The 24,532-nt window shown below is 68.1% G+C and carries 19 protein-coding genes and 1 pseudogene; 12 read left to right on the top strand and 8 right to left on the bottom strand.

Annotated features, from left to right (window positions below; translation table 11 throughout):
- The first annotated feature begins 90 nt into the window (after positions 1 to 90).
- The gene (locus LPH33_RS11785) at positions 91 to 1,560 is read left to right on the top strand and encodes an Hsp70 family protein (RefSeq protein WP_088898612.1); all 1,470 of its coding nucleotides are present in this window, start codon (positions 91 to 93) and stop codon (positions 1,558 to 1,560) included.
- A 4-nt stretch (positions 1,561 to 1,564) separates the two neighbouring features.
- On the opposite strand, the gene LPH33_RS11780 is transcribed toward LPH33_RS11785, so the two are convergent.
- Positions 1,565 to 2,176, bottom strand: coding sequence for a hypothetical protein (locus tag LPH33_RS11780; protein ID WP_229568111.1), 612 nt, complete (start codon positions 2,174 to 2,176; stop codon positions 1,565 to 1,567).
- 166 nt (positions 2,177 to 2,342) lie between these two features.
- Between LPH33_RS11780 and LPH33_RS11775 the strand changes: the two genes are divergently transcribed.
- Positions 2,343 to 5,003, top strand: a complete 2,661-nt coding sequence (locus LPH33_RS11775) for a helix-turn-helix transcriptional regulator (protein WP_229568110.1) — start codon at positions 2,343 to 2,345, stop codon at positions 5,001 to 5,003.
- A 13-nt stretch (positions 5,004 to 5,016) separates the two neighbouring features.
- On the opposite strand, the gene LPH33_RS11770 is transcribed toward LPH33_RS11775, so the two are convergent.
- Positions 5,017 to 5,565, bottom strand: coding sequence for a DinB family protein (locus LPH33_RS11770; RefSeq protein ID WP_172414981.1), 549 nt, complete (start codon positions 5,563 to 5,565; stop codon positions 5,017 to 5,019).
- 100 nt (positions 5,566 to 5,665) lie between these two features.
- Here LPH33_RS11770 and LPH33_RS11765 point away from each other — a divergent pair, with 100 nt between their 5' ends.
- Both LPH33_RS11765 and LPH33_RS11760 read left to right on the top strand, forming a co-directional pair.
- On the top strand, positions 5,666 to 6,628 hold the full coding sequence (locus LPH33_RS11765; RefSeq protein ID WP_229568108.1) for a helix-turn-helix transcriptional regulator: 963 nt from the start codon (positions 5,666 to 5,668) through the stop codon (positions 6,626 to 6,628).
- Positions 6,629 to 6,709: 81 nt separating this feature from the next.
- A pseudogene (locus LPH33_RS11760) lies at positions 6,710 to 7,785 on the top strand (alkene reductase).
- Between the two features lie 9 nt (positions 7,786 to 7,794).
- Here the strand turns inward: LPH33_RS11760 and mqo are convergent.
- The gene (gene mqo, locus LPH33_RS11755) at positions 7,795 to 9,300 is read right to left on the bottom strand and encodes a malate dehydrogenase (quinone) (RefSeq protein WP_229568106.1); all 1,506 of its coding nucleotides are present in this window, start codon (positions 9,298 to 9,300) and stop codon (positions 7,795 to 7,797) included.
- 99 nt (positions 9,301 to 9,399) lie between these two features.
- Here mqo and LPH33_RS11750 point away from each other — a divergent pair, with 99 nt between their 5' ends.
- The 4 genes from LPH33_RS11750 to LPH33_RS11735 all read left to right on the top strand — a co-directional run bounded on the left by LPH33_RS11750 (position 9,400) and on the right by LPH33_RS11735 (position 16,879).
- Complete coding sequence (locus tag LPH33_RS11750) at positions 9,400 to 10,305, top strand: LysR substrate-binding domain-containing protein (RefSeq protein ID WP_229568104.1); 906 nt, start codon at positions 9,400 to 9,402, stop codon at positions 10,303 to 10,305.
- A 332-nt stretch (positions 10,306 to 10,637) separates the two neighbouring features.
- Entirely contained in the window at positions 10,638 to 12,116 is a 1,479-nt protein-coding gene (locus tag LPH33_RS11745; protein WP_229568102.1) for an aldehyde dehydrogenase family protein, read from the top strand.
- A gap of 273 nt (positions 12,117 to 12,389) precedes the next feature.
- Positions 12,390 to 15,395, top strand: a complete 3,006-nt coding sequence (locus tag LPH33_RS11740; RefSeq protein WP_229568100.1) for an FAD-binding and (Fe-S)-binding domain-containing protein — start codon at positions 12,390 to 12,392, stop codon at positions 15,393 to 15,395.
- The gene (locus LPH33_RS11735; RefSeq protein WP_229568099.1) at positions 15,392 to 16,879 is read left to right on the top strand and encodes an NAD-dependent succinate-semialdehyde dehydrogenase; all 1,488 of its coding nucleotides are present in this window, start codon (positions 15,392 to 15,394) and stop codon (positions 16,877 to 16,879) included. The genes LPH33_RS11740 and LPH33_RS11735 overlap by 4 nt, the downstream gene beginning before the upstream one ends.
- A gap of 121 nt (positions 16,880 to 17,000) precedes the next feature.
- Here the strand turns inward: LPH33_RS11735 and LPH33_RS11730 are convergent, their stop codons facing one another.
- Together LPH33_RS11730 and LPH33_RS11725 are read right to left on the bottom strand one after the other, a co-directional pair.
- The gene (locus LPH33_RS11730) at positions 17,001 to 18,470 is read right to left on the bottom strand and encodes an FAD-dependent monooxygenase (protein WP_229568097.1); all 1,470 of its coding nucleotides are present in this window, start codon (positions 18,468 to 18,470) and stop codon (positions 17,001 to 17,003) included.
- Between the two features lie 114 nt (positions 18,471 to 18,584).
- A complete protein-coding gene (locus tag LPH33_RS11725; RefSeq protein ID WP_229568095.1) occupies positions 18,585 to 19,061 on the bottom strand; it encodes an SRPBCC family protein in 477 nt (158 codons plus the stop codon).
- Between the two features lie 315 nt (positions 19,062 to 19,376).
- Between LPH33_RS11725 and LPH33_RS11720 the strand changes: the two genes are divergently transcribed.
- On the top strand, positions 19,377 to 19,640 hold the full coding sequence (locus LPH33_RS11720) for a GlsB/YeaQ/YmgE family stress response membrane protein (protein WP_160875132.1): 264 nt from the start codon (positions 19,377 to 19,379) through the stop codon (positions 19,638 to 19,640).
- A 37-nt stretch (positions 19,641 to 19,677) separates the two neighbouring features.
- Positions 19,678 to 20,268: a nucleotidyltransferase family protein gene (locus LPH33_RS11715; protein WP_229568094.1), complete on the top strand. Its 591-nt coding sequence runs from the start codon at positions 19,678 to 19,680 to the stop codon at positions 20,266 to 20,268.
- A 5-nt stretch (positions 20,269 to 20,273) separates the two neighbouring features.
- Here the strand turns inward: LPH33_RS11715 and LPH33_RS11710 are convergent, their stop codons facing one another.
- Entirely contained in the window at positions 20,274 to 20,645 is a 372-nt protein-coding gene (locus tag LPH33_RS11710; protein WP_016692746.1) for a winged helix-turn-helix transcriptional regulator, read from the bottom strand.
- Between the two features lie 80 nt (positions 20,646 to 20,725).
- Here LPH33_RS11710 and LPH33_RS11705 point away from each other — a divergent pair, with 80 nt between their 5' ends.
- Positions 20,726 to 21,145, top strand: coding sequence for a RidA family protein (locus tag LPH33_RS11705; RefSeq protein ID WP_229568092.1), 420 nt, complete (start codon positions 20,726 to 20,728; stop codon positions 21,143 to 21,145).
- Position 21,146: 1 nt separating this feature from the next.
- Here the strand turns inward: LPH33_RS11705 and LPH33_RS11700 are convergent, their stop codons facing one another.
- A complete protein-coding gene (locus LPH33_RS11700) occupies positions 21,147 to 21,500 on the bottom strand; it encodes a Zn-ribbon domain-containing OB-fold protein (RefSeq protein WP_229568090.1) in 354 nt (117 codons plus the stop codon).
- Positions 21,501 to 22,012: 512 nt separating this feature from the next.
- On the opposite strand from LPH33_RS11700, the gene LPH33_RS11695 reads away from it, so the two are divergent.
- Entirely contained in the window at positions 22,013 to 23,035 is a 1,023-nt protein-coding gene (locus LPH33_RS11695) for an alpha/beta hydrolase (RefSeq protein ID WP_229568088.1), read from the top strand.
- Positions 23,036 to 23,042: 7 nt separating this feature from the next.
- On the opposite strand, the gene LPH33_RS11690 is transcribed toward LPH33_RS11695, so the two are convergent.
- Positions 23,043 to 24,335, bottom strand: coding sequence for a PucR family transcriptional regulator (locus LPH33_RS11690; protein WP_229568087.1), 1,293 nt, complete (start codon positions 24,333 to 24,335; stop codon positions 23,043 to 23,045).
- Between the last annotated feature and the right edge of the window lie 197 nt (positions 24,336 to 24,532).

Here is a 24,532-nt window from a genome sequence, read left to right as displayed (position 1 = left end):
GTCCTCGGCTGCCGTTCGGAGACGCGCCGCCATCCGGGCACCGCCCGCCTCCGGCGTGCAGACCGTGACCGAACCGTTATAGTCGGCGGCATGACTACAGTTCTCGGTGTCTCGGTCGGTGCCAGCGCGGTGCGCTTTGCGCGACGTGACACCGGGAGCCTCGACAGCCCCGTCTTCGGATCCCGCTCGATGCCCGCCCTGCTCGACCGGCCGGCCGAGCTGGCCGCGGAGTCCATCGAGACGATGCTCGCCGAGACCGACGAGATCGAGCAGGTGCGCGCCATCGGCGTCGCCTACCAGAACGAGACGCAGGCCGATTTCGTCCAGGGCGCGATGAGCCGCCTGGACATCGACAACTTCCGGCTCGTCCCGGAAGTGACCGCGGCGCTCGAAATGCTGGAAACCACAGGAGAGCTCGGCGATCACGAGACGCTCGTGTTCTACGACCTCGGCAGCTCGGGCCTCACCGTCACGGTTGTCGACCGGGGTACCCGCATCGCGTTGAGCACGGCACGCTCGGAGGGGATCAGCGGCGACCTCGTCGACCGCCTGATCTACGACCACCACGTCGACCTGCAGCGTTTCGCCGAGCCGGCCGACATGGCGGCACAGCGGGCCCTCACCGCCCGGTGCCGCGACGCGAAGGAGCAGCTGTCCTCGAAGGATGCGGTGTGCATGCCCGGCGAGGGTGGTCTGCTGCTGCTCTCGCAGGACAGCTTCGATTCGCTCATCGACGGACCTGTGAAGGCCTCGGCCCGCCTCACCCTCGACGTGATCCGCCGTTCGGGACGCACTCCCGACGCCGCGGTGCTCATCGGGGGCGGAGCGAACATTCCGCTGGTCACCGCCGTGATGGAATCGTGGCTCGATATTCCGGTGATCGTGCCCCCGCAGCCCGAACTGGTGGCGGCGGAAGGCGCGGCGCTCCTCGCCCGCCCGGACACCGCGAAGGTCGCCGAGACGGCGGAGTTCGCGGCGCCGCTCGAGCTCACCGAGACGGCACAGTTCGCTCCGCAGCCGGTCGCGCCGGACGCGCCGACCGAGAGCTTCGCTGCCGCCGACATCCGGCAGGAGACCGAGACGCCCGCGCAGCCGCGGAACCGTCGACGCCTCCTGCTCGCCGGTGGTGCCGTCGTCGTCGCAGCGGCGATCGGCCTCGGTATCGACCTGCTCCAGAGTTCCGGTCGCGATCCGCAGCCGACCGCCACACAGCAGGAGATGCAGGAGCCACCGGCGCAACCGGCAGCGGAGCCCCGGTCCACGACCACCACGGACGCTTCGACCGTGCCGGAAACCGTCCCGGCGGTGTCGGACGAGCAGTCGACGGTCACCGATCGCAGCGAGACCCGCACCACCTCCCGGCCACCGACGACGGCGGAGACCTCCACGCAGATCCCCACCACCGGGGCACAGGACGACGCGGCGGCCGACACCTCGGTGCCGTCACTCGAACCGGAGCCGGCCCCGATGGTCCCCGGCCTCCCCCAGTTCGAGCTGCCGACGCTGCCGCCGCCCCCGCAGATCCAGCTCCCGCAGCTGCCCCGCATCCCCGGGCTCTGATCGGTCAGCCGCAGACCGCCGGGGTGCGACGCGAACTCGTCGGTTCCGGATGAGGCAGCAGTCGCTGCCACCACCGGGTCACCCGCGGACTCGCAATCGGTCGCGCGACACGGAACCGGTTCGTCCCGGGTCCGGTGCGCATCGGCGGCGCCGCCGTCACGGCCTGTTCTCTCGACGCCGAGTGCACGCGTTCGTCGTGGCACCAATCGACCACCACCGACCGCGCTCCGCTGCGGATGATCAGCGACCGCACGGGTCCGTCCACGAAGACCTCCCGGTCGACGTGATGGGGGCCGGGATGCCCGGGCTCCGGGGCGGAGGCGACGCCCAACAGGATCTCGGGTTCGGTGGACGGCCGGCTCGCCTCGACCAGCAGACGCTCCTCGTCGACCTCGCGGACGGTGACGTCGCTGTGTCCCGAGACGTCGCCCACCAGCAACGCCACGTAGTCGGTCTCGCTCTCCGAATCGCGAATGGCCAGCAATCGGGCCTTTCGGGAGCCGCAGCGCAGTGACTCGTCGAGCTCCGGTGTCACCGTGCGCGCGTCCGCTGCAGCGCTCAGGTCGATCCGTCTCGACGTCCAGCTGAAGAACGGCTCCGACGATGTCGTGGTCATCACCAGCTCCTTCGGCCGTTTTCCGTTCGCTTGCTCCGACGACTCCATCGTGGTCGCCGAGAGTGGGGACGTCGCGCGTAGTGGAGTACTCGATCTGCGGTCGCCCGCGGGAGGTGAAATCTCCAACCCGGAGATATCCGCACTTCGCGGATCTACGATCGTGTGCATGGATCAGCGCTGGCCACTGATTCAGCTGCGGGGGGAACTGGAAATCATTGTCGCGGCCCTGACGGACCACGACCGAGGCGGTGTGGTCCTCACCGGAGATCCCGGAGTCGGGAAGACCACCCTGGCCCGCATGGCCACCGACTCGCTGTCCGCCCCGGTGCGCTGGATCGCGGGAACGGAATCCGCTCGGAGCATCCCTCTGGGTGCCTTCGCGCACCTCATCGAAGCTCCCCCTGCCAGCGACCCCGTCGCCTTCCTCGCCGCTGCACGACAGGCCCTGCTGGGCGAACACGGCTCCGATCGCGCACGGCTCGTCCTCGGGGTCGACGACGCCCACCTGCTCGATCCACTCTCGGCCACCTTCCTCCATCAGCTCGCCCTCGATCGCGCGGTCCACACGGTCGCTACGGTCCGCAACGGCGAAGTCGTGCCCGACGCCGTCACCTCCCTGTGGAAGGACGGCCATCTCATCCGCCTGGAGCTGTCACCGTTCACCCGGCAGCAGTGCATCGATCTCATCGAGACCGTGCTCGGTGGACCCCTGGAAGAGTTGAGCGCCGACCTGATCTGGAAGGCTTCGGGTGGGAACGCGCTGTTCGTCCACCACCTCGTGGTCGGGACCCGTGAGGCCGGCACGCTCCGCCGGGTGGGGAACGTGTGGCAGCTCCGGGGCGGCACCGCCGTCACCTCCGAGCTCGCCTCACTCCTCGAACATCGCATCGACCACCTCACGCCCGAGGTGCTGCAGGCCCTGCAGCTGTTGGCGTTCTGCGAACCGCTCGACCTCGAGATCCTCTGCGGTCTCGCCGGTGACGACGCCGTCGAGGAAGCCGAACGACGTGGACTGATCGACGTCGTCGACGACAACCGCAACTATCGCGTCCGCTACACCCATCCCCTCTTCGGTGAGGTCGTGCGCCGCCGCGTGGGCCGGGTCGCGGGTCCCAGGATCCGAGGGCAGCTCGTCGAGGCGCTGGGTTCACGCGTCCAGCGAGGCCCGGCCGACCGGATCCGTCTGGCCGAGCTCTCCCTGGACAGCAGCCGGTCCGTCGACCCCGAATTGCTCGAGACCGCGGCCCACGATGCGATCGCCCTGGGCGACGCACCGCTCGCCGAACGTTTCGCACGCGCAGCGTTCGATGCCACGGGGACGTTCTCGGCCGCGGATCTCCTCGCCCGCGCACTGGTGTGGCTGGGTGGAATCAGTGAGGTGGAGTCCGTGCTCGCCTCGTTCGATCCCCGCACCCTCGACGAGAGCGAGCTCGTGCGATGGGGCGCGACCCGCATCTCCAATCTGTTCTGGGGGATGGGTAACGCCGCCGAGGCCCAGCAGGTGCTCGCGACCCTCCGCGAATTGGTGACGCGGCCCCATCTGGGGCTGGTGGTTGACGCAATCGACTGCGGATGCGCGGTGTACGAAGGGCGTCCCCGCGATGCACTCACCCTCGCCCATCGCGTCCTCGCCACCGAAACCGCGCTCCCCTGGGCCGTCGAGTGGGCGTTCTTCGGCGGCGGACTGGCCCTCGCGGTGATGGGACGTGGTCACGAGGTCCCAGCCATGGCGGCGCGCTGCGCAGCGGTCGCCGATCAGGTCGACGGCCTGCTGCGCTATCCCGCCGGACTGGGCGAGGTCCTCGCACTGCTCCTCACCGGAAGCCTCGACGAGGCCGAGCGTCGGGCCGAGACCTATCGGGAGAGCGCGGTGCGCGGTCCCGCCGACGCCCACGGGACCGTCACGTCGATAGGCCAGTATCTCGCGTGGGGCCTGGCGAACATCCTGCTCGGCGTCGTCGACACCGCGCGCGGGCGGTTCGTGCACGCCGTGCACCGCCTCGAACAGGCCGTCGCCGCGCTCCAGGTGGACGACCGGGCTGCCACCGTCTCCTGGAACGTGCCGGCGTACCTCGCCCTCACACACGGCTACGCCGTACTCGGGCGTGTCAACGACGCGGATGCCGCTCTGGCCCAGGCGACCTCGCGCAGCGACCGGCACGTCGCCGTCTTCGAGCCGCAACTCCGGATCGCAGCGGCATGGCTCGCCGCGGCGCGCGGCGAGACCACGAACGCGATCACCTCGGCCCGGGAGGCGGCGCAGATCTCGGTACGACACGATCAGTTCGCCGTCGAGGCGATCGCCCTGCACACCGCCACCCGGTTCGGGGATCGCACCACCGCGGAACGACTCTCGGCACTGACCGAGCAGTGCGACGGACGTCTCGTCGCCGCCATGGCCGCCCACGCCACCGCTTCCGCGGAGGCGGACGGCCGGGGACTGACCGCGGCCGCGGAGACCTTCGAGGCGCTCGGGGCCCTCGCCGACGCGGCCGATGCCCACGCCCTGGCCGCGATCGCCTACCGCGACCACGGCGACACCCGACGATCCGTCGAAGCCGCCGCCGCGGCCGCGGCACTGGCTGCGCGATGCGATCACGCCTCGTCGCCGGCGCTGGACGAGGCGGCTCACCCGCTCCCCCTGACCAGCCGGGAACGGGAGGTCGCCGCGATGGTCACCGCCGGGCTGTCCAACCGGCAGATCGCCGACCGGCTCGTGGTGTCGGTCCGCACCGTCGAGGGGCACATCTACCGGGCGTGCACCAAACTCGACGTCTCCGACCGCACGGAGCTCGCCGAGTTGATGCGCGACACCGGCCGGCGCTAGCGCGACCTCCGGTTCACCCCATCGACTTCGATCCGTCGAGGGATTCGCGGATGATGTCGGCGTGGCCGGCGTGCTGCGTCGTCTCGGCGACGATGTGCAGCAGCGCGCGACGCACCGACCAGGCGTCCTCGGTGTTCCACGGTGCCTTGGGAAGTTCGTGGACGACGTCCAGCGACGGCAGCGTGCGTACCAGCTCGTCGGTCCGGGCGGCGACCTCGTCGTAGGCGCGCAGCGCTCCTTCGAGGGTCTCACCGGGCTGCAGCTGGAAGACCTTGTCGTGTTCGGCGAAATCCTCTTCGGTCCACTCGGTGAAATCCTTCTCCATGTAGTCGGCTCCGACCACGAGGAAATCCGCCCATCCCCGCTCGACCTCGGTGACGTGCTTGATGAGTCCGCCGATCGTCAAGGCGCTCACCGTCGTTCGTTGCGACGCCTGTTCGGTGGTGAGATCGCGGGCCGTGAACCGCAGGAAGTGCCGCGCGTGGGCGAGGCCCGACAGCAGATCGCGGCGTTCCTGGTCGAGGGTCGGGGTGGCGTTCCGGGTGGTGGTGGTCTCGGTCATCGGGTGCTCCTCGTCGTCGTGATCCGGCAAGAACTACGCTACGAGCCATTGGTGCCAGTTCCTGTCACTTATAGGTCCGCAGGTGCGGAAGAATGAGGTCATGTCCGACACGAGCTCCCGCACCCTGCGGCTTCTGTCGCTGTTGCAGACCCACCGCTACTGGCTCGGCGCCGAACTCGCCGACCGGATGGGCGTCTCGCTGCGCACCCTCCGCCGCGACATCGAACGGCTCCGCAATCTCGGATATCCGGTGCGGTCCGATCGTGGGGTCGGCGGCGGGTACCAGCTCGCGCCGGGCGCGTCGTTGCCACCACTGGCTCTCGACGACGACGAAGCGGTCGCGCTCGCGGTCGGCCTACTCACCGCGGCCCAGACCTCGATCACCGGGATCGCCGAGATCTCCGTGCGCGCGCTGGCCAAGGTCATCCAGGTGATGCCACCGCGGCTGCGACGCCAGGTGGAGGCGCTCGATGCGGCGACGGTCTCCGCCGACACCCCCTGGGCGACCCGCGCGACCGATTCACAGCAACTCGTCACCGTCGCGCGCGCGTGCCGCGACGACGAACGCATCGTCTTCGAGTACACCGCGGCCGACGGCACCACGACGAGCCGGCGCGTCGAACCCCGGCAGCTCGTCTCCCTCGGGCGACGCTGGTATCTCGTCGGCTACGACCTCGACCGTGGTGACTGGCGCAGCTTCCGGCTCGACCGCATGGCCGAGACCACCGCCACCGGGATGCGATTCCGGCAGCGCGAGCTGCCCGGCGGCAATGCCGCGGCCTTCGTCGAACGCGGCATCCGCAGCCGCTCCCAGGTGAAGGTCAGTGCGGAACTCGAGGCGCCGGAGCACGAGGTGCGGCGCCGGATCGGTCAGTGGGCCGAGGTGATCGCGATCGACTCCGAACGGTGCCGGATCGAGGTGGACGCCGACAGCATGGACTGGGCGGTCTTCGCCGTGGGCATGTCCGGAGGATGGCTGCTCGGTGCGTCGCCACCGGAGTTCGTCGAGCACCTGGAGAACTGGTCGAATCGGCTGGTCACCGCCGCCGAACACTCGGAGTGACCATCCACCCGGCGCTATGACCCATCCCACAATCGGCCGGGCACCGGAATGCCGTCGGGGGTGGGGGTGGTTGCGCCACCCATGGATCTGTTCACACCTGTCGCCCTCGGAGACCTCGAACTCGCGAACCGCATCGTCATGGCCCCGCTGACCCGCCTGCGTGGTGGTTCGGCCGGTGTACCCGGAGATCTGATCGTCGAGCACTACCGTCAGCGGGCGAGCGCCGGACTCATCATCGCCGAGGGAACCTATGTGAACTTCGAATCGCAGGCCTTCGTCGGTCAGCCCGGCATCGTCACCGACGAGCAGGTCGCCGGCTGGCGTCGCGTCGCGGATGCCGTGCACGAGCGCGACGGACGCATCGTGCTGCAGTTGATGCACGGCGGCCGCGTCACGCATCCCGACGTCAACGGTGGCCGGCGTGTCGTCGGGCCGAGCGCGATCGCGATCGACGGCCAGGTGCACACCGAGCAGGGTAAGCAGCCCTACCCCGTGCCCCACGCGCTGACCATCGACGAGATCCCCTCCGTCGTCGACGACTTCGTCGCCTCGGCCCGCCGCGCAATCGATGCCGGACTCGACGGCGTCGAGGTCCACAGCGCCAACGGCTACCTGCTGCACGAATTCCTCTCCCCCGCATCGAACGTGCGGGACGACCAGTACGGCGGTTCGGTGGAGAACCGGATCCGCCTCGTTGTCGAGGTCGTGAAGGCCGTGTCGGAGGCGGTCGGCGCCGGACGTGTCGGGCTGCGGATCTCCCCCGAACACAACATCCAGGACGCCGTCGAGACCGATCGCGACGATGTGCGTGCCGTCTACGGCGCTCTGGTCGACGCCCTGCAGCCCCTGGGCCTGGCGTATCTGTCGGTCCTGCACAAGGAGCCGACCGGCGATCTGGTCCAGGAACTCCGGAAGCGTTTCGGCGGCAAGGTGATCGCCAACAGCGGCTTCGGCTCGCCGACCACCCGCAACGAGGCCGTGCAGCTGATCGACGATTCGCACGCCGACGCGTGGCCGTCGGCCGCGCGCTGATCGCCAATCCCGACCTGGCCGAGCGCTGGCGGGACGGGCAGCCGGAGAACGCACCGCGTCCGGAGCTGTTCTACGCGTCCGGAGCCGAGGGCTACACCGACTACCCGTTCCTGCAGACCGCCTGAGCGCAAGCCCTACGAGGCGCTCGAATCCTCGCGCGCCGAACCGTTTCTCGCCGCTGCTGTAGCGCGGGCGAGGCCCGGTTCGGCGCGCGAGGTCGTTTCGGTCTCCCGATACAGGTCGGGCATCATCCGTTCGAGCACCGGTCGCCATCGCGCCACGTCATCCGGGAAACACGTGCTCAGCAGCTCGACCATCGCCGATGGAGCGATCGAGGCGCCGGGCGACGCCCCGAGCAACCCGGCGATGCTGCCGTCCGCGCTCGCCACGACCTCGGTGCCGAAGGTCAGGACGCCGACCCTGCGACGATCGGGTTTGACGAGCTGGGCTCGTTGCCCCGCGTCGATCAACTCCCAGTCGGACTGCTGTGCCTCGGGACAGAATCGCTGCAGCTGCCGGAATTTCCGCGCGCGGGACGCGAGCAGTTGGCCGACGAGATAGCGCACCAGCGACAGATTCTGCAGGCCCACCGCCACCACCGGGGCGATGTTGTGTGGGCGCAGGGTGGTGAACAGATCGGTGAGCCGGCCGTGTTTGAGCAACCTGGTGCTGAACGTGGCGTACGGGCCGAACATCAACCACTCGCGTCCGTCGACGACCCGCTTGTCGAGATGCGGCACGGACATCGGTGGTGCGCCCACGTCGGCCTGGCTGTAGACCTTCGCCGCATGCTGGGACACCACGTCGGGATTACCGGTGCGGAGGAACTGCGCGCCGATGGGAAAGACGGCAAAACCTCGCACCTCCGGGATCCGGGCCTTCTGCAAGAGCTTCAGGGCGTACCCGCCGGCGCCGACGAACACGAACCGGGATCGGACCGAAAACCGTCCCGTCGTCGTGCGTCCCGAGACCGTCCACCTCCCGTCGGTGGTGCGGCGCAGTCGTGTGACCTCGTGCCCGGTACGAAGCTCGACGCCACGACGACGCGCGTCCGACAGCAGTCGGTGGGTCAGGGCACCGAAGTCGACGTCGGTGCCTGCCTCGTAGCGCGTGGCGGCGACCGGTTCGGACCCCGAGCGACCTGCCATCACCAGCGGTGCCCATCGGGCGATCGTGTCGGGGTTCTCGCTGTACTCCATTGCGGAGAACAGCGGCGAGCGTTGCAGGGTGGCACGCCGCCGACGTAGATAGTCCACATCGCGTTCGCCGAAGACGACGTTCATGTGCGGTGTCGCGTTCACGAACGTCGTCTCGTCCGGCTCGTCGAGGGACTCCCAGAACTGCCGTGAGATCCGGAACTGTCGGCCGATCTCCTCGGCCCGGGTCGAATCCTCAGGATCGGGCATGTAGTTCAGTTCGCAGAGGCCCGCGTGGCCGGTGCCGGCGTTGTTCCACGGGGCGCTGCTCTCGGCCGCGACCTCGTCGAGTCGTTCCAGGACGAGGATCGACCGATCGGGTTCGAGCCGTGTCAGCAGTGCACCCAGTGTTGCCGACATGATGCCGCCGCCGATCAGGACGGCGTCGCACTCGTGGTCGTCGTGCTGTGGTCCGTCGGCAGAGTGCTTCCGATTCACCATCATTCACCTGCTTTCGCCGTTGTCGATCTTCAGCGTGCCTCTTCCCGATTCATCCGTCCAATGAGATTTCGCAGGTATTACCATGCAGATGTGGATTGGTATATGACGTCCGAGACCGCAATGGTCGCCCCACTGCTCGTCGCCTTCGACGCCGCGGCGCGCGAAGGCCACATCACGCGCGCGGCGGATCTGCTCGACGTTCCCCAGTCCTCGGTCAGTCGCCGCATCCGGGCACTCGAGAAAGCAGTGGGTGTGGCGTTGTTCCAGCAATCCGGACGAGGGGTCGTGTTGACGTCGGCCGGGCGGGAGTTGCACGAACGCACCCGGCATCTGGTCCGGGAGCTCGACGGTGCGATCGCCACGGTGCGTGAGCACGCCAATCCCGATCACGGCGTCGTCCGCTTCGGGTTCCCGCTCACCCTCGGGCCGGTGAGCATCCCGTCGTTGCTGGCCGAGTTCCACCGTCTCGCCCCCGGCGTCCGGTTGCACTTGGTCCAGGCGCACGGCGAAGCGCTCGCAGAGATGGTTCGCGACGGCCGGCTCGATCTCGCCGTCATCATCCCTCCGCCGGAGGATCTGCCGGTCACCGTGCTCGCCCAGCAGCGGCTGTTGCTCCACCTCCCGAGCAGCCATCGACTCGCCGGCCGTGCCCGCCTCGACCTGCGCGACCTCGCGGACGATCACTTCATCGCCAACCCTCCCGACTACCACATCCGGAGAGAACTCGAATCTGTTTGCGCTGAAGCAGGATTCGAACCGTACATCGCGTTCGAGATCAGCGAGTTCGAAACGATCCGGGCACTGGTCGCCCAGGGCCTCGGGGTTGCACTGTTGCCTCGCTCGGAAACTCCGGTCCCCGGAATCGTCACCGTGCCGGTCGCCGGCATCGCGAATCGCACCATCGGATTGACGACGGGGACGAGGACGCCTTCACCGGCGGTCACGCGACTGCACGCTCACATCGCCGGACACGCCGACAGATTCGACGATCGCCGGCTCGATTCGTAGGCATCCCTCTCGAACGCCGGAGACGGTGCACAGCTTCGCGAGGCGTGCGCCATCTCCTGCGTCGCCGGTCCCGACGAGGCGCAAGCTCCCGGTTCGAATGGTCGCCGACGGGGTATGCCACACAGATGCGATCGTCTGCAACGAGTGTTACCCGACGCCGCTGTCGGCAGTTCTCGGATACGAGGAGATCGTGCTGACTCCGGCATCCAGACCGGCTGGTGGAGCCCATTTGTTCGAACAGATCAACACCACATTCGGCGATTCGGTAAACGCATCGACCTTCGAGCCCGTCGTCGCTTTTCTCTGACCTACCTACCGTCGAGGAGTTCTTCATGACAACAACAGATCTCGGTTCCACCGCCACGTTCGCCGGGCAGCCGGTCGCCTCCCAGTTCATCGATGGGCAGTGGCGCGAGGGACGCTCCGACCGCGTCCTGACCGACGCCAACCCGTTCGACGACAGCGTGGTCGCCACGATCCGCCTCGCCTCCGCCGAGGATGTCGACGCCGCCTACACCGCTGCCCGGGCAGCACAGACCGATTGGGCCGCAACCGGTCCCGCGGAGCGCGCCGCGGTCCTGCGTCGCGTCGCGCAGATTCTCGAGCAGCGCCGAGCCGAGATCATCGATTGGCTGGTCGCCGAGTCCGGCTCTACGCGGATCAAGGCCGATACCGAGGTCTCCCTGGCCATCGGCATCACTCAGGAGGCGGCGTCGTTCCCGTCCCGGGTCCACGGATCGATCTTCGATTCGAACACCTCGAACCGTGAGATGCGGGTGTACCGCAAGCCGATCGGAGTGGTCGGGGTGATCAGCCCGTGGAATTTCCCGCTGCACCTGTCGCAGCGATCGGTGGCACCGGCGTTGGCATTGGGCAATGCCGTGGTGATCAAGCCGGCCTCGGACACTCCGGTGACCGGCGGCCTGTTGATCGCACGGATCTTCGAGGAAGCAGGCCTACCGGCGGGAGTGTTGTCGGTCGTGATCGGCTCCGGTTCGGAGATCGGCGACGCTTTCGTCGAGCATCCCGTCCCGCGGTTGATCTCCTTCACCGGCTCGACACCGGTCGGCAAGCAGGTCGGTGCGGTCGCCACCGGCGGTGAGCACCTCAAGAAGGTCGCACTCGAATTGGGCGGCAACGCGCCGCTGGTGGTCCTCGACGACGCCGATCTCGACGCGGCCGTCGAGGCAGCGGTGACAGGGTCGTTCCTGCATTCCGGACAGATCTGCATGGCCGTGAACCGCATCATCGTGCAGGCGCCGGTGTACGACGATTTCGTCGAACGGTTCACCCGAGCCGCGCAGGCCGTGCCCTACGGCGATCCCTCCGCAGACGGCACTTTGGTCGGGCCCGTCGTCAACGATTCGCAGTTGAAGGGCCTCGAGGAGAAGATCGAGCAGGCCCGGCACGCCGGAGCACGCGTTGCGCTCGGTGGGGAGATCAACGGCCGGGTCGTGCCTCCGCACGTGTTCGTCGACGTCACGCCCGACATGGAGATCGCCCGCGAGGAGATCTTCGGCCCGATGGTCGCGGTCCTGCGCGCCGATGACGAAGCACACGCCCTCGAACTGGCCAACGACCACGAATTCGGTTTGTCCAGCGCGGTCTTCACGCAGAACATCGACCGCGGACTGCAATTCGCGCATCGGGTCGAGGCAGGCATGACGTTCATCAACGAGATGACCGTTCAGGACGAGGCGCACGTGGCATTCGGTGGCGAACGCAACTCCGGTCTCGGACGATTCAACGGCGAGTGGGCGATCGAGGAGTTCACCACCGATCACACCATCGGCGTGACACGGCTGGTGTAGGCACGCCGCAGCGCTCTCCGGCTCCGATACAGCATTCTGCCGTCTGCACCCTGCCCAGCCTCGCGGTGCAGACGGCAAGCTGTCACAGAGGCCTCCTCGGTTGACGGTGAGAACGCCGGCCCGGCGTCCGTTGCGTTCGCCGTCTCCTCTTTGTAGGCTCCGTGCATGGCACGGATTGTCGACAATCCTACAAACTCGGAGGGGGCTGATGGAGTTCCTTGAACCGACGCGCCCATATTCCCTGCGGTCCCCGTTCCTGACGCGGCGCACGCGATGAACGACGACCAGCTCACCATAGGACAGGACGGCGGAGCTTCCTCGACCGACGAGAACGTCCGAGTTCGACTCCTCACCGACAGACTCCACGCACTGGGCGTCCCGATCGACACCTCGACGCGTCGACGGGCCGAGTACTCCTACGACGCCTCCAACTATCGGGTGCCACCCTCGGCCGTGGTCTTTCCTCGGTCGGTGGACGACGTCGTGACGGTGGTGACCGCCTGCGGCGACACCGGGATTCCGCTGGTCAGCCGAGGGGGCGGGACGTCGATGGCGGGTAATGCCATCGGCTCCGGTGTCGTCCTCGACTTCTCCCGGCACATGAACCGCATCCTCGACATCGACGAGACGTCCGGTGTCGCCGACGTCGAACCGGGCGTCGTGCTCGACACCCTTACGCGGGCAGTCGAGGACGCGTCCTCGGGTCGGATGACCTTCGCCCCCGATCCCTCGTCGAAGAACCGGGCCACGGTCGGTGGCGCGCTGGGCAACGACGCCTGCGGAAACCACTCGGTGCGCTACGGCCGCATGTCCGATCACGTCCACGAGATCGACCTCGTCACCGCCGACGGGTTCCGGCTCACCGCGGCGCAGCGAGGCCTGCGTGCCACCGACCCCGACGACGCGGCCGCTGCGGCTCGCGCGCAGCAGCTCGACGCCGAGCTCACCGCGTTGGCGGGCGAGCACCTGTTCGAGTTCCGCACCGAGCTCGGGAGGATCCAACGGCAGGTCTCGGGGTACCACCTGGACAATCTGTTGCCGGAGAAGCGGTTCGATGTCGCCCGTGCGCTCGTCGGATCCGAGGGAACGTGCGCGGTGATCGTCGGCGCCCGCGTCGAGTTGGTTCCCCGCCCGTCCAGCGCGTTGCTGGTCTGCCTCGGCTACGACGACGTCGTCGACGCAGCCCGCGACATCGGAACCATCCTGGAATTCTCTCCTGCGGCGGTCGAGGGTGTCGACGCGGCGATCGTCGAGACCATGCGGCTGCGTCGGGGCGAGAACTCCGTCCTCGGTCTCCCCGCCGGAAGCGCGTGGCTCTACGTGGACCTGGACGGTGACGACCCGGACTCCGTGGCCGCGGCCGCCGACGCACTGCTCGACAAACTTCGCCGCAACGGCCGTCTCGTCGACGGCCGCATCGCGGCCGACACCACCGAGCGCGCTTCCCTGTGGCGGGTGCGCGAGGACGGCGCCGGACTGTCCTCCCGTCTGGCGTCCGGTGGCGAATCCTGGCCGGGCTGGGAGGATTCCGCTGTCGCGCCGGAGAACCTCGCCGATTACCTCCAGGACTTCCGCGCACTGCTCGACGGGCACGGTCTGCAGGGCGTGATGTACGGGCACTTCGGCGCCGGCTGCATGCACATCCGCATCACCTACGACCTGCGCACCGAGGAAGGCCGGCAGGTCTTCCGCGAGTTCACGCACGAGGCCGCGCGTCTGGTGGTCCGTCACGGCGGATCGCTCTCCGGAGAACACGGCGACGGCCGTGCCCGCTCGGAACTGCTGCCGGTGATGTACTCCCCGCGGATGATGAGCGCATTCCGCGCCTTCCGCACGATCTGGGACCCGCAAGGCATCCTGAACCCGGGATCGCTGACCGACCCGGCGCGGATCGATGACGATCTGGCGTTGGCGGGCGTTCCCGAACGCACCTGGCGTACCCACTTCGACCTGCACCCGATCGAGGCGGTCCGTCCCGACGGCGCGCGGCCGCAACACACCCCCGACCCGTGGGTGCACGCCGTCCAGGGCTGCATCGGCGTCGGACGATGCCGGGCCGACTCCGGTGGCGTGATGTGCCCGAGCTACCGCGCGACCCGCGACGAGAAGGACTCCACTCGCGGCCGGGCCCGGGTCCTGCAGGAGATGGTGCGCGGCGCCCGCACGATCGAACGAGGGTGGAAGTCCGAGGAGGTGCGTGAGGCGCTCGATCTGTGCCTGTCGTGCAAGGCCTGCTCGACCGACTGCCCGGCCGGCGTCGACATGGCCACCTACAAATCCGAGTTCTTCTCGCACTACTACGACGGCACACGACGACCGGTGTCGCACTATTCGCTGGGTTGGCTGCCGCGCTGGCTCCGCGTCACGGGGTTGGCAGCACCGCTGGTCAACGCGGTCCTGCGCACTTCTCTCGCGAAGCGCGCCGCCGCTCTCGGCGGCATCTCCCCCGACCGGGTACTTCCGCCCTTCGCCTCCCGGCGAGCCTGGAAGAAGGTCGTGAGCGACGCGCTGAGCGGCCGGTCCGGTTCGACGCCGGTGGTGCTGTTCGTCGACACCTTCACTCGCGGGTTGCGGCCGGAGGTCGCCGGTGCCGCCGCCCGCGTGCTCGCCTCGGCGGATCAGCAGGTGAGCTGCTCCGCGGACGCGTGCTGCGGACTGACGTGGATCTCCACCGGCCAGCTCGACACCGCGAAGAAGAAACTCTCCCACGCCGCCCGCACACTGGACGACGGCACCGACCGGCCGATCGTCGTCGTCGAGCCGAGTTGCGCCGCCGCCCTGCGTAAGGACCTGCCCGAGCTGGTGCCCACCGAGGCTGCGCGTCGCGTCGCCGCACGGGTCCACAGCTTCGCGTCCTACATCGACACCCTGGTGCGCGGCGGCTGGTCACCTACCCCTGCGCGGCCGTTGCCGAACGAGATGGTGCTGCAGACCCATTGCCACGAGTACTCCGTGTTCGGCGCCGGAAGCCATCGCCGGATCCTGACCGCAGCGGGAGTCGACGACGTCCGCGACGCGGTCGGATGCTGCGGCGTAGCAGGAAACTTCGGATTCGAGAAACAACACCACGACATCAGCATGAAGGTCGCCGAGACCTCCCTCGCCCCGGCACTGCGCGCGGCCGACGACGACTCCGCGGTGGTCACCGACGGATTCTCGTGCGCGATGCAGGTCGCACAGATCGACGTGTCCTGCCCGGGGCAACATCTCGCAGAACTGCTCGATCCCGGGCCACGAATGTCGATGAACAACACCATCTCCGAGGAGGAAAGCGCATGACCGATGCAACGATTGTCGGGACACGGGTGGGCGTCTCCGACGCAGTGTCCCGCGTCAGCACAGGATTGTTCATCGACGGTGAGTGGGTCGAATCGAGCTCCGGTGAACGATTCGAGGTCGTCGCCCCGGCGACCGAGGAGGTCGTCGCGACCGTCGCGAACGGCAACGCCGACGACGCCCGGCGTGCCATCGAAACCTGCGCCCGCGTGCAGAAACACTGGGCGAAGACCGCTCCGCGCGAACGCAGCGTGATCCTTCGCCGGGCCTACGAGCTCATCCTGGAGCGGCAGGACGAGTTCGCGACCATCATGACCACCGAGATGGGCAAACCCTTCGCCGAGGCGAAGGGCGAGGTGGCCTACGCGGCGGAGTTCTTCCGGTGGTTCTCCGAGGAAGCCGTCCGCATCCGCGGTGATGTGACCAGCACCGGCGACGGCGCGACCCGCATCCTGGTGTCCAAGGAGCCGGTGGGACCCTGCGTCCTCGTCACGCCGTGGAACTTCCCGCTCGCCATGGGCACCCGCAAGATCGGACCCGCCATCGCAGCCGGGTGCACCATCGTCTTCAAACCCTCGGAGCTCACTCCGCTGACCTCGCTGGCCCTGGTCGACGTGCTCGTCGAGGCCGGTGTGCCGAAGGGTGTGCTGAACGTCGTGCCCACCACCGCGCCCGGGGAGGTCGTCTCGGCCTGGATGTCCAGCGGTATCGCACGCAAGGTCAGTTTCACCGGGTCGACCGCGGTGGGCATCCGATTGCTCGAACAGGCATCCCAGCACGTGATGCGGAGTTCGATGGAACTGGGAGGAAATGCCCCGTTCATCGTGTTCGAGGACGCGGATCTCGACCGGGCAGTCGACGGCGCGCTCGCCGCGAAGATGCGCAACATGGGTGAGGCGTGCACCGCCGCGAACCGCATCTTCGCGCAGCGCGCGGTCGCCGATCGGTTCGCCGAGAAGCTCGCTGCGCGTATGGATGCCCTCGCCGTCGGGGACGGCCTGGTCGAGGGCACCCAGGTCGGTCCGCTGGTCGAGGAGAAGGCCCTGGCGAAGGTGGAGCGTCTCGTCGCCGATGCCGTCGAACGTGGAGCGCGCGTCGTGTGTGGCGGCAACCGGCCCGAGGGACCCGGCTACTTCTACCCACCCACCGTCCTCGCCGACGTGTCGAAGGACGCCGCGTTGATGAGCGAGGAGATCTTCGGGCCGGTCGCGCCCATCGTCGTCTTCGACACCGAGGACGAGGTCGTCGAGATCGCCAACAACACGCCCTGGGGACTGGCCGGATACATCTTCACCCAGGACGTCGACCGCAGTTTCCGTGTCAGCGAAGCGCTCGAGGTCGGCATGATCGGGCTGAACACCGGCATCGTGTCCAACCCCGCGGCACCGTTCGGCGGCATCAAGGCGTCGGGTCTCGGACGCGAGGGAAGCACCATCGGCATCGACGAGTTCCTCGAGGTCAAGTACGTCGCGGTCCCCCGTAGGTGACGCGCTGTTCCGCCGACCCTTGCGCGCCGAACCGTGTCTTGCCGCCGCTGCAACGCGCGCGAAGCCCGGTTCGGCGCGCAAGGTCTATACGGCCTACCCATGTAGGTCAGGAATCCCCTGATCACGCAACGGTTCCTGATCGGCGGGCCGCAGTGCCGCACCACTTCGCGAGTGCGTCGTCGAGACCGTCCGTCGAGCCCTCCCCCACCCAGGCCACGTGCCCGTCCGGGCGCACGAGCACGGCCGACGGTGCGTCCACCTCACCGAGCAACGGCAACTCCCAGGGGCCGTCGTAGCGCACCCGCACGAGGTCGACGCGTTCCGGAAGATGCCCGGAATCGATTGGCGGGCCGTCGAATTGCAGCAGAAGTGGACGAGCCCAGTGCATGAGCCCGAACACGCGCACCGGCTTCTCCTCGGCGATGATGTCGAGATCCGGCATGCGTCGTCCCAGCAGCGGGTGTCCCTCACCGAGGTCGTAGGCGACGTCGAGGCCGGAGATCAACGCCGCGATCGGTGAGCCGGCATCGCCGACGCGAAGCACCTCGTCGGTCAGATCGCGCAGGGCCTCCTGACGCGGATCGGCCTTCTGGAAAAGAGATTGGGCCATCGTGAATTTCAGTGCTCGCGCCCCGGCCGGGTGCCGTTCGGCGTGGTAGGTGTCGAGCAGATCGTCCCCCGAGCCCCCTCGCACGACCTGCCCGAGTTTCCAGCCGAGGTTGACGGCATCCTGGATGCCCAGGCCGATACCCAGTCCGCCGGTGGGTGAATGCACGTGTGCGGCGTCGCCCGCGAGCAGGATCCTGCCCGCGCGATAGATCGTCGCCTGTCTGGTCGCGTCGGTGAACCGTGAGAGCCAGGTGGGATCGTGGACACCGAAATCGGTGCCGAACACGTGGAGCAGTTCTCGTCGCAGGTCGTCCAGCGTCGGCGGCATGGGAGGTCCCAGTTCGGCTTCGGTCACCACGACCCGCGCTCGGCCCTCCCCCATCGGGTACAGACCGTGCACGCCGCGTTCGTCGATCTTGGCGTCCGTGGGGAGTTCCTCGGTGACCCGCACCTCGGCGATCAGGCTGCTGCGGGTCGCATCCGGCCCTTCGAATCCGATCCCGGCCGCGCGGCGCACGACACTGCGGCCACCGTCGGCGCCCACCACGTAGCGAGCCTGCACAGTCTCCCCCGATGCGAGCCGAAGGCGGACGTTCCCCTCGCCCGCGTGGACCCCGACTACCTCGATGTTCCGCCGGATCGGCACGCCGAGCTCCTCGATCCACTGCAGCAGCAGTCGTTCGATGTGGTTCTGGAACAACGCGAGCGTGTACGGATGACGTGTGGGCAGACGGCCCACGTCGAGGCTGGTGCCCCCGAAGGTCGCGGTGTTCACCGTTCGCCCCTCGGCTAGGAATCGCTCGGCGATCCCACGTTGATCGAGCAGTTCGATCGTGCGCGCGTGGATACCGCCACCCCGCGACCCTGCGAGTTCCTGCGACTCGCGACGTTCGAGTACGACGACGTCCGCGCCGGCCAGGCGCAACTCCCCCGCCAGCATCATTCCCGTCGGCCCGCACCCGACCACTGCGACCTCCTGCATGTCCGCCCCTCTCCACGACACCGGACGGGCAGTATGAGCCCCAGATGGGGGCTTGCGACAAGCCCCCACCTGCGCGATACCGTAGAAACGGGACGGGACGACGAGCGTCCCGGGTCAGCTCTCGAGGATGCGCTTGATCGCGTCCAGGGTCTCCGGAATTCCACTGCGGGCGGCCTGTTCCCGCGCAGCGATCTGGGCAGGTGCCTCCGCCCCGAACTTCTCGTGGAACAACTTCCGCCCCGCTTCGGTGAACTCCCAGGTCTCCGTCAGTTCCGTGCCGGCGTCCGCGGGCTTGATGACGTAGCTCCAGCGCACGAGGCCGGGACCGACCGACCACGCGAATTCGCGGCCCGGGGAGGCGACGACGACCTCCGAGCGGGTCTCCCAGGTGCGCTCGGGGGTGACGTTCCGGCCGGTGAAGAAGGAGCCGACCTCGGGGCCCTGCCCTTCGTCCCACCAGCACTCCGCGCAGACTGGCGACCATTCACCCGTGCGGGTGACATCGGAGACGAGGGCGTACACCTCGTCGGGGGTGGCGGAAACGATGACGGAGGACTCGAAGGTCAGAGGTGTGGTCTGCATGGCCACCATCCTGCCCTGTCCCGACCAGTGCGTCGCGACGCACCGCCTCCCGGCCGCCGGAAGGCTACGCAGGCTTTGCCCTCCACACGCGCCGGCACGGTCCGGCCGCGACCAAGGTGAACGGCGTTTTCGCCGGAAAACCCTCGTGAAGGGATTCCACGCACTTACCTCGCACGAACGAGGTATCGACCAACTACATCCTTGGTGAACTCGGAGGGTGAATTCGCGGCCGGGCGCCCTCCCCCTGGAGAGATGCCGTGTTCCCCGCTGCGTTCATCTCGCAGAAAGACTGTCGCCGTGGAGATCTCGTCCTATACTCGCGCAATGTTGATCATCGGAATCATTCTGTTCGGGCTGCTCGTCGGCGCGGCGGCGCAGCTCGTCGTGGGCAGGTCCAGGACCGGGATCGACTGGACGCTCGCGTTCGTCGCGGGCGTCGGCGGTTCGTTCGTCGGCGGTCTGCTCATCAGCCTTCTCGCCGGTGACGGACTCGAACTGCGTCCCAGCGGGATCATCGGCTCCCTCGCCGGCGCGATCATCGTGACCGCTGCCTGGTCGGCCTGGAAGTCCCGGTCGCGTCAGGCCTAGCGCTATCGATATCCCCGCGACGAGAGACGATGCCCGAGTGACCTCATGCCCCGCAACCGAGCAGCGACTGCTCGACATCGTTCTCGGAAATCCGGTGTGCCGGGTCGTCCTGGACCGGGCGGGTGAACTCGGCATCGGAGACTGGTATCTCACCGCGGGCGGAGTCTTCCAGACGGTCTGGAACTTTCTCGACGGCCGCGACCCGCAGGCCGGCATCCGGGATTACGACCTGTTCTACTTCGACGACTCCTCCCTGAGCTACGAGGCCGAGGACCGTGTCATCGAGAAGACCGCGGCGTTGTTCGCGGACGTCGACGCCGTGGTCGAGGTGCGCAACGAGGCGCGGGTGCATCTCTGGTACGAGGAGCATTACGGTGTTCCGGCCGATCCGTTCACCAGCAGCGCCGACGCCATCGACCATTTCGCATCCACCACGTGTTGTTTCGGCATCACCCGTGATCCGGGATCAGGCCTACGGGTCTACGCTCCGCACGGTTTCGACGACCTGTTCGGGATGGTGCTCCGCCCGAATCCGGTGCTGGCGCCTCGCGAGGTGTACGAAGCGAAAGCCCGACGATGGCAGGCGGAATGGCCTCGGTTGGTCGTCGAACCGTGGCCCGAGCGCTGACACGCTCATTCGTCGGGCTCCTCGTCGAATCTGCGTCGCGCTTCCTCGATGCGAGGAAGATTTGTCGACGCCCACAGCAGCAGGGCGTCGATCGGTTCGCGCACCGTCTTCCCCAGTGGCGTGATGCGGTATTCGACCGCGACGGGACGGGTGTTCACCACCCGGCGTTCGACGATTCCGTTGCGTTCGAGTCTGCGCAGCGTGGTCGTCAGGGATTTCTGCGTGACCTCGGGAACGGCGCGCCGCAGCTCGTTGAAGCGGCGCGGAGCCTCGCACAATTCGGTGAGCACGCTCAGGGACCACTTGTCGAGGATCTGTCCCAACAGTTCCCGGTGGGCGGCGACGGCAAGCAGATCGTGGTCAGCGGTATCCGACATGAAACCTGGTTTCGTTGAAGTGACTTCCGGCTACCAAGTATAAATCGGCTACCACTCGGTTCCGACCTCAGGAGAAGCCCGTGTCCGTCACCTTGTTCAGCCCCGAAGGCATGCTGCCGAACGCGCCCTACCACCACGTCGCCGTCTCCACCGGTACGCGACAGGTACATCTCGCCGGACAGGTCGCACATATGCCGGACGGCTCACCGATCCCTACCGATCTGGCCGGTCAGGTGGTCCAGGCGCTGCGCAACGTGGCACGAGGCCTGGACGGAGTGGGCGCAACCTTCCGCGATGTCGTGCGCCTGACGTTCTACGTCACCGACTGGCATCCCGAGAAGATCGGACAGTTCATGGCCGGTGTGCAGGCCGTCGCGCAGGAGATCGATCTGCCCGATCCGATGCCGCCGGCATCGCTGATCGGTGTCGCGGCACTCTATGAACCTGCCGTGCTCGTGGAGATCGAAGCCACCGCGGTTCTCGAGGGGTGTGCGTCGTAGATCAGGCCGCGCAGACCCCGAAGACGGGGAATCCGTCGTCGCACGCAGTGGACCGGAACGCGACCCGCACCCGCGCCTCGGCGCATTCGGGGAACGATCCTTCGATCCTCGAGTAGAGCCACGGCCCGTCGTCGAGTTCGACGATCGCGAGGGTGACCGCGTTGTCGTCCTGTGCGCCGACGTCGAGCGGTTCGACGACCTTCCAGGACACGATCGAGCCGGTGCCGGAGCAGTGGGCGGACTCGAGGTTCGCGCCGCCGCAGGAGGAGCAGCGCGCTGTCTCGGGAGCGTGAAGCGTCGTGCAGCTTCCGCAGCGCAGGATCGTCATGCAGTTCTGCGTCGCGTGGGGCGCCATCGCGGTCCTTCCGTCAACGGAGAATGTCCGAGCCACGAAGCGATCCGTCGTAGAGGGGCGGGACCCCCGACGGGCCGATGACGTGGCTCCGATCATCGGCCCCCTATTCGAAGGTAGGTCGACCCGGGACCTTTTCCATCGGTACGCGAGCACACAGATCATGGGGGTTCGCTGGTCGCAGCGCACAATGCCGGGTCGGTCGACCGGTCCGTTCGGGCCACCGAATGCCAATTGGACAAGCTCCCAAAATAGGACCCTGACCTGCAGGTCCGTCCCGATCAGACGTGATCCAGCTCGCACCGGCACCCGGTGCCACCCTCGGACACTGTGCGCTCAGCCCGAACCACGACGGAAACAGTGTGCAGCCGCACCGGTGAACCGAGGGACGTTCGTCCTTAACGTGGAATACAGCGGCACCCGCTTCGCCGGGTCCACTCGCCGCTGTTCGACCGTCTCCCCTTCGCGGATCGACCGGTCGCAGACACCCCACCGGTTGTGAGGAGCTCTTTCCCGTGACGACCGCACGTGACGTGCGCGCACCCCTCGTTCCGCGCGATCTGCCGACGCCTCGGCCGCCGCACGCCCCCGATCGCTCGGCCCCGGTCCGCCGGCGCGACTTCCCCGGGTCGAGCCGTCAGTCCAAACTTCTGGCGCAGGCGATCCGCAGGTCGGTACGTCCACTGCTCGGGCTGTGGAGCCGCTCGACGACGCTGCCCTGGCCGACGGGTCTGCTGGACGCCGCCGGAGCGTTGCTCCCCGCGATCGATGGGACGGTGTGCGCTCCCGTCCAGTTGCCGAACTGCACGGGTTCCTGGGTGGAAGGCCCGAGAACGGGATTCGATCGTGTGATGCTCTATCTGCACGGCGGCGGCTTCCTGTGCGGCGGGATGCGCAGCCACCTCCGCCTCGTCTCGCGGATCTCCGATGCCGGCCGCACCCCCGTGCTGATGGTCGACTACCGGATGCTGCCCGAGCACTCGATCGACGATGCCGTCGACGACGGTGTCGAGGGCTATCTCTTCCTGCTCGCCGCCGGTTACCGACCCGAGCAGGTCGTGATCGCCGGTGATTCCGCCGGCGGCTATCTGGCCTTCATGGTGTCGTTGGCGTTGCGCGACCGGGGCATCCCGGTGCCGGGAGCGATCGTCGCCCTGTCCCCGCTCACCGAATTGGATCCGGCCCGCAAACTCGGCCACTCCAACGCCGCACACTGCGCGCTGCTGCCCGGCAACGCACTCGAGGCGCTGGCCGGTCTTGCAGGACGTCGCCAGGAGTCGGGGCGGCTCTGCCCTGCCGACGCGGATCTGTCGGGCATGCCGCCCACGCTCATCCAGGTCGGCTCGCACGAATTGTTCCTGGTGGACGCGGAGTCGATGGCCGACCGTCTCGCCGACGCCGGTATCGCGTGCGAACTGCAGGTCTGGGACCGGCAGGTGCACGTATTCCAGGCCGCCGCGGATCTGCTACCCGAAGGAATCCGCGCGATCGGCGAGATCGGACGGTTCGTCCGCAGCGCCGTGCCCGGCTCCCGATAACGGGCCGTCACGCGGGCGAAGGTGGACCTTCCGAATCGGGCGCGAGCACGGCGGCTCCGAGCCAGTGGCACAGCGCGAGCGCGTTCTCGAGGTCGAGTCGACACTCGCGGACACTGTGCCCGATCTGCTCCTCCGCCTTGCTGATCCGGTAGGCGACCGAATTCCGGTGCAGATGGAGCTTTTCCGCGGTGGCGACGAAACTGCCTCCACTGGACAGGAACTCCCGCAGTGTGTGCCGCAGTTGTGCGGCAGCGGGATCGTCGGCGGCGAGGCGGCCGAGCACATCCCCCACCCAGGCGCGCGCCCATTCGAGATTCGTGCACATCAACGCGACCGCGCCGACCTCGTCGATCGAGACGAGACGTGGGACCGGCAGAGCCGATGTCAGAGCCACCTCCCGCGCCTGCGCCGCCTGCCGATGGGTGCGGACGAAACCGTCGATCCCCTCCTGCGGCGCTCCGACGGCGACACCGACGGGTCGCTGCCAGGCCGCGACGACCCCGGACAGTCCGCTCGGGTCGATGCGATCGACGGTACCGAGCGGGATCCATGCCCAGGCGGTGTACTCGTCGAACTGTTCGAACAGCACCCGACCTCCCCGCCCGAGATGTTCGGCCAAGGCCGTCACCGCCTGCTCGAGGCCGTTCCATTCGGTGCCGGACCGGTCCCCGCCGACCACTTCGATGTCGTCCGTCCAGACGATCACCCCGAGGTGGTGCTGGCCGAGCCGGTAGCCGAGGGTGCGCTCGGCGTCCCCCACCTCGATCGGCCGTCCGGCCAGGATGTCCTGGATGCGGGCGGTCCGGGAGGCGTTGCGGTTGAGCAGCCAGGTGTCGCGCTCGGCCTCGTAGACCCCGAGCAACTTCTGCGACACCCCATCGATCCCGGCAGAGAGTTTCATCAGGATCTCCACGCCCGCCTGCATCACTGCCGCGGCGTCGTCGCTGAGTCCCGCCAGCACCTCGAGGCACCAGCGCATGATGCTGTCCTGCGCGAGCCGGTTGCTGCGGTCGACCACCGAGACCGGGAATCCCTGCCGGGCCAGCATGCGCACCAGTGAATAGGACGCCGCCGGGATCTCGATCTCGGCAAGATCGTCCCGCAGGAACCGGGTGATGGCTGCGACACCCTCCTCCGCGGCCTGGGCGAGGGAGCGGCGGGTGTGGCGGTCGGTGGACATCGCCTCGATCTCGGCCGAGATCCGCTCGGTCATGTACTGCGTGATCTCGGCCTGCCGCGTCGTCGACAGGTCGGCGACCGCCTCGATCAGTGCACGCGTGGCGGGTCCCGGATCGCCCACTCTGTGGGTGTCCTGTCCGATCTCGTGAGGATTCATCGTGTCCGATTCCGGAGGCTGCGGCGTCTGTCCGGGCGCACTGCCCTCGCCGAGCGCACCGCCTCGACCGTAACGGCTCGGGGCGGGCCGCCACCGCGGATCGGGGCGTTCATCGGGCAACGATCGTGCCGACACTCACGCCGGGTGTTGTCCGGACCCGT

It is taken from the genome of Rhodococcus sp. RDE2 (assembly GCF_020885655.1).
In the GTDB taxonomy this organism is placed as follows: domain Bacteria; phylum Actinomycetota; class Actinomycetes; order Mycobacteriales; family Mycobacteriaceae; genus Rhodococcus; species Rhodococcus pyridinivorans.
Note: the sequence above shows the minus strand (reverse complement) of the source record. Positions and strands in the feature narration are given on the sequence as shown.

Coding starts and splice junctions, on each gene's coding strand:
- LPH33_RS11785 (WP_088898612.1), top strand. CDS start 91: ATGACTACAGTTCTCGGTGTCTCGGTCGGTGCCAGCGCGGTGCGCTTT.
- LPH33_RS11780 (WP_229568111.1), bottom strand. CDS start 2,176: ATGACCACGACATCGTCGGAGCCGTTCTTCAGCTGGACGTCGAGACGG.
- LPH33_RS11775 (WP_229568110.1), top strand. CDS start 2,343: ATGGATCAGCGCTGGCCACTGATTCAGCTGCGGGGGGAACTGGAAATC.
- LPH33_RS11770 (WP_172414981.1), bottom strand. CDS start 5,565: ATGACCGAGACCACCACCACCCGGAACGCCACCCCGACCCTCGACCAG.
- LPH33_RS11765 (WP_229568108.1), top strand. CDS start 5,666: ATGTCCGACACGAGCTCCCGCACCCTGCGGCTTCTGTCGCTGTTGCAG.
- mqo (WP_229568106.1), bottom strand. CDS start 9,300: ATGATGGTGAATCGGAAGCACTCTGCCGACGGACCACAGCACGACGAC.
- LPH33_RS11750 (WP_229568104.1), top strand. CDS start 9,400: ATGACGTCCGAGACCGCAATGGTCGCCCCACTGCTCGTCGCCTTCGAC.
- LPH33_RS11745 (WP_229568102.1), top strand. CDS start 10,638: ATGACAACAACAGATCTCGGTTCCACCGCCACGTTCGCCGGGCAGCCG.
- LPH33_RS11740 (WP_229568100.1), top strand. CDS start 12,390: ATGAACGACGACCAGCTCACCATAGGACAGGACGGCGGAGCTTCCTCG.
- LPH33_RS11735 (WP_229568099.1), top strand. CDS start 15,392: ATGACCGATGCAACGATTGTCGGGACACGGGTGGGCGTCTCCGACGCA.
- LPH33_RS11730 (WP_229568097.1), bottom strand. CDS start 18,470: ATGCAGGAGGTCGCAGTGGTCGGGTGCGGGCCGACGGGAATGATGCTG.
- LPH33_RS11725 (WP_229568095.1), bottom strand. CDS start 19,061: ATGGTGGCCATGCAGACCACACCTCTGACCTTCGAGTCCTCCGTCATC.
- LPH33_RS11720 (WP_160875132.1), top strand. CDS start 19,377: ATGTTGATCATCGGAATCATTCTGTTCGGGCTGCTCGTCGGCGCGGCG.
- LPH33_RS11710 (WP_016692746.1), bottom strand. CDS start 20,645: ATGTCGGATACCGCTGACCACGATCTGCTTGCCGTCGCCGCCCACCGG.
- LPH33_RS11700 (WP_229568090.1), bottom strand. CDS start 21,500: ATGGCGCCCCACGCGACGCAGAACTGCATGACGATCCTGCGCTGCGGA.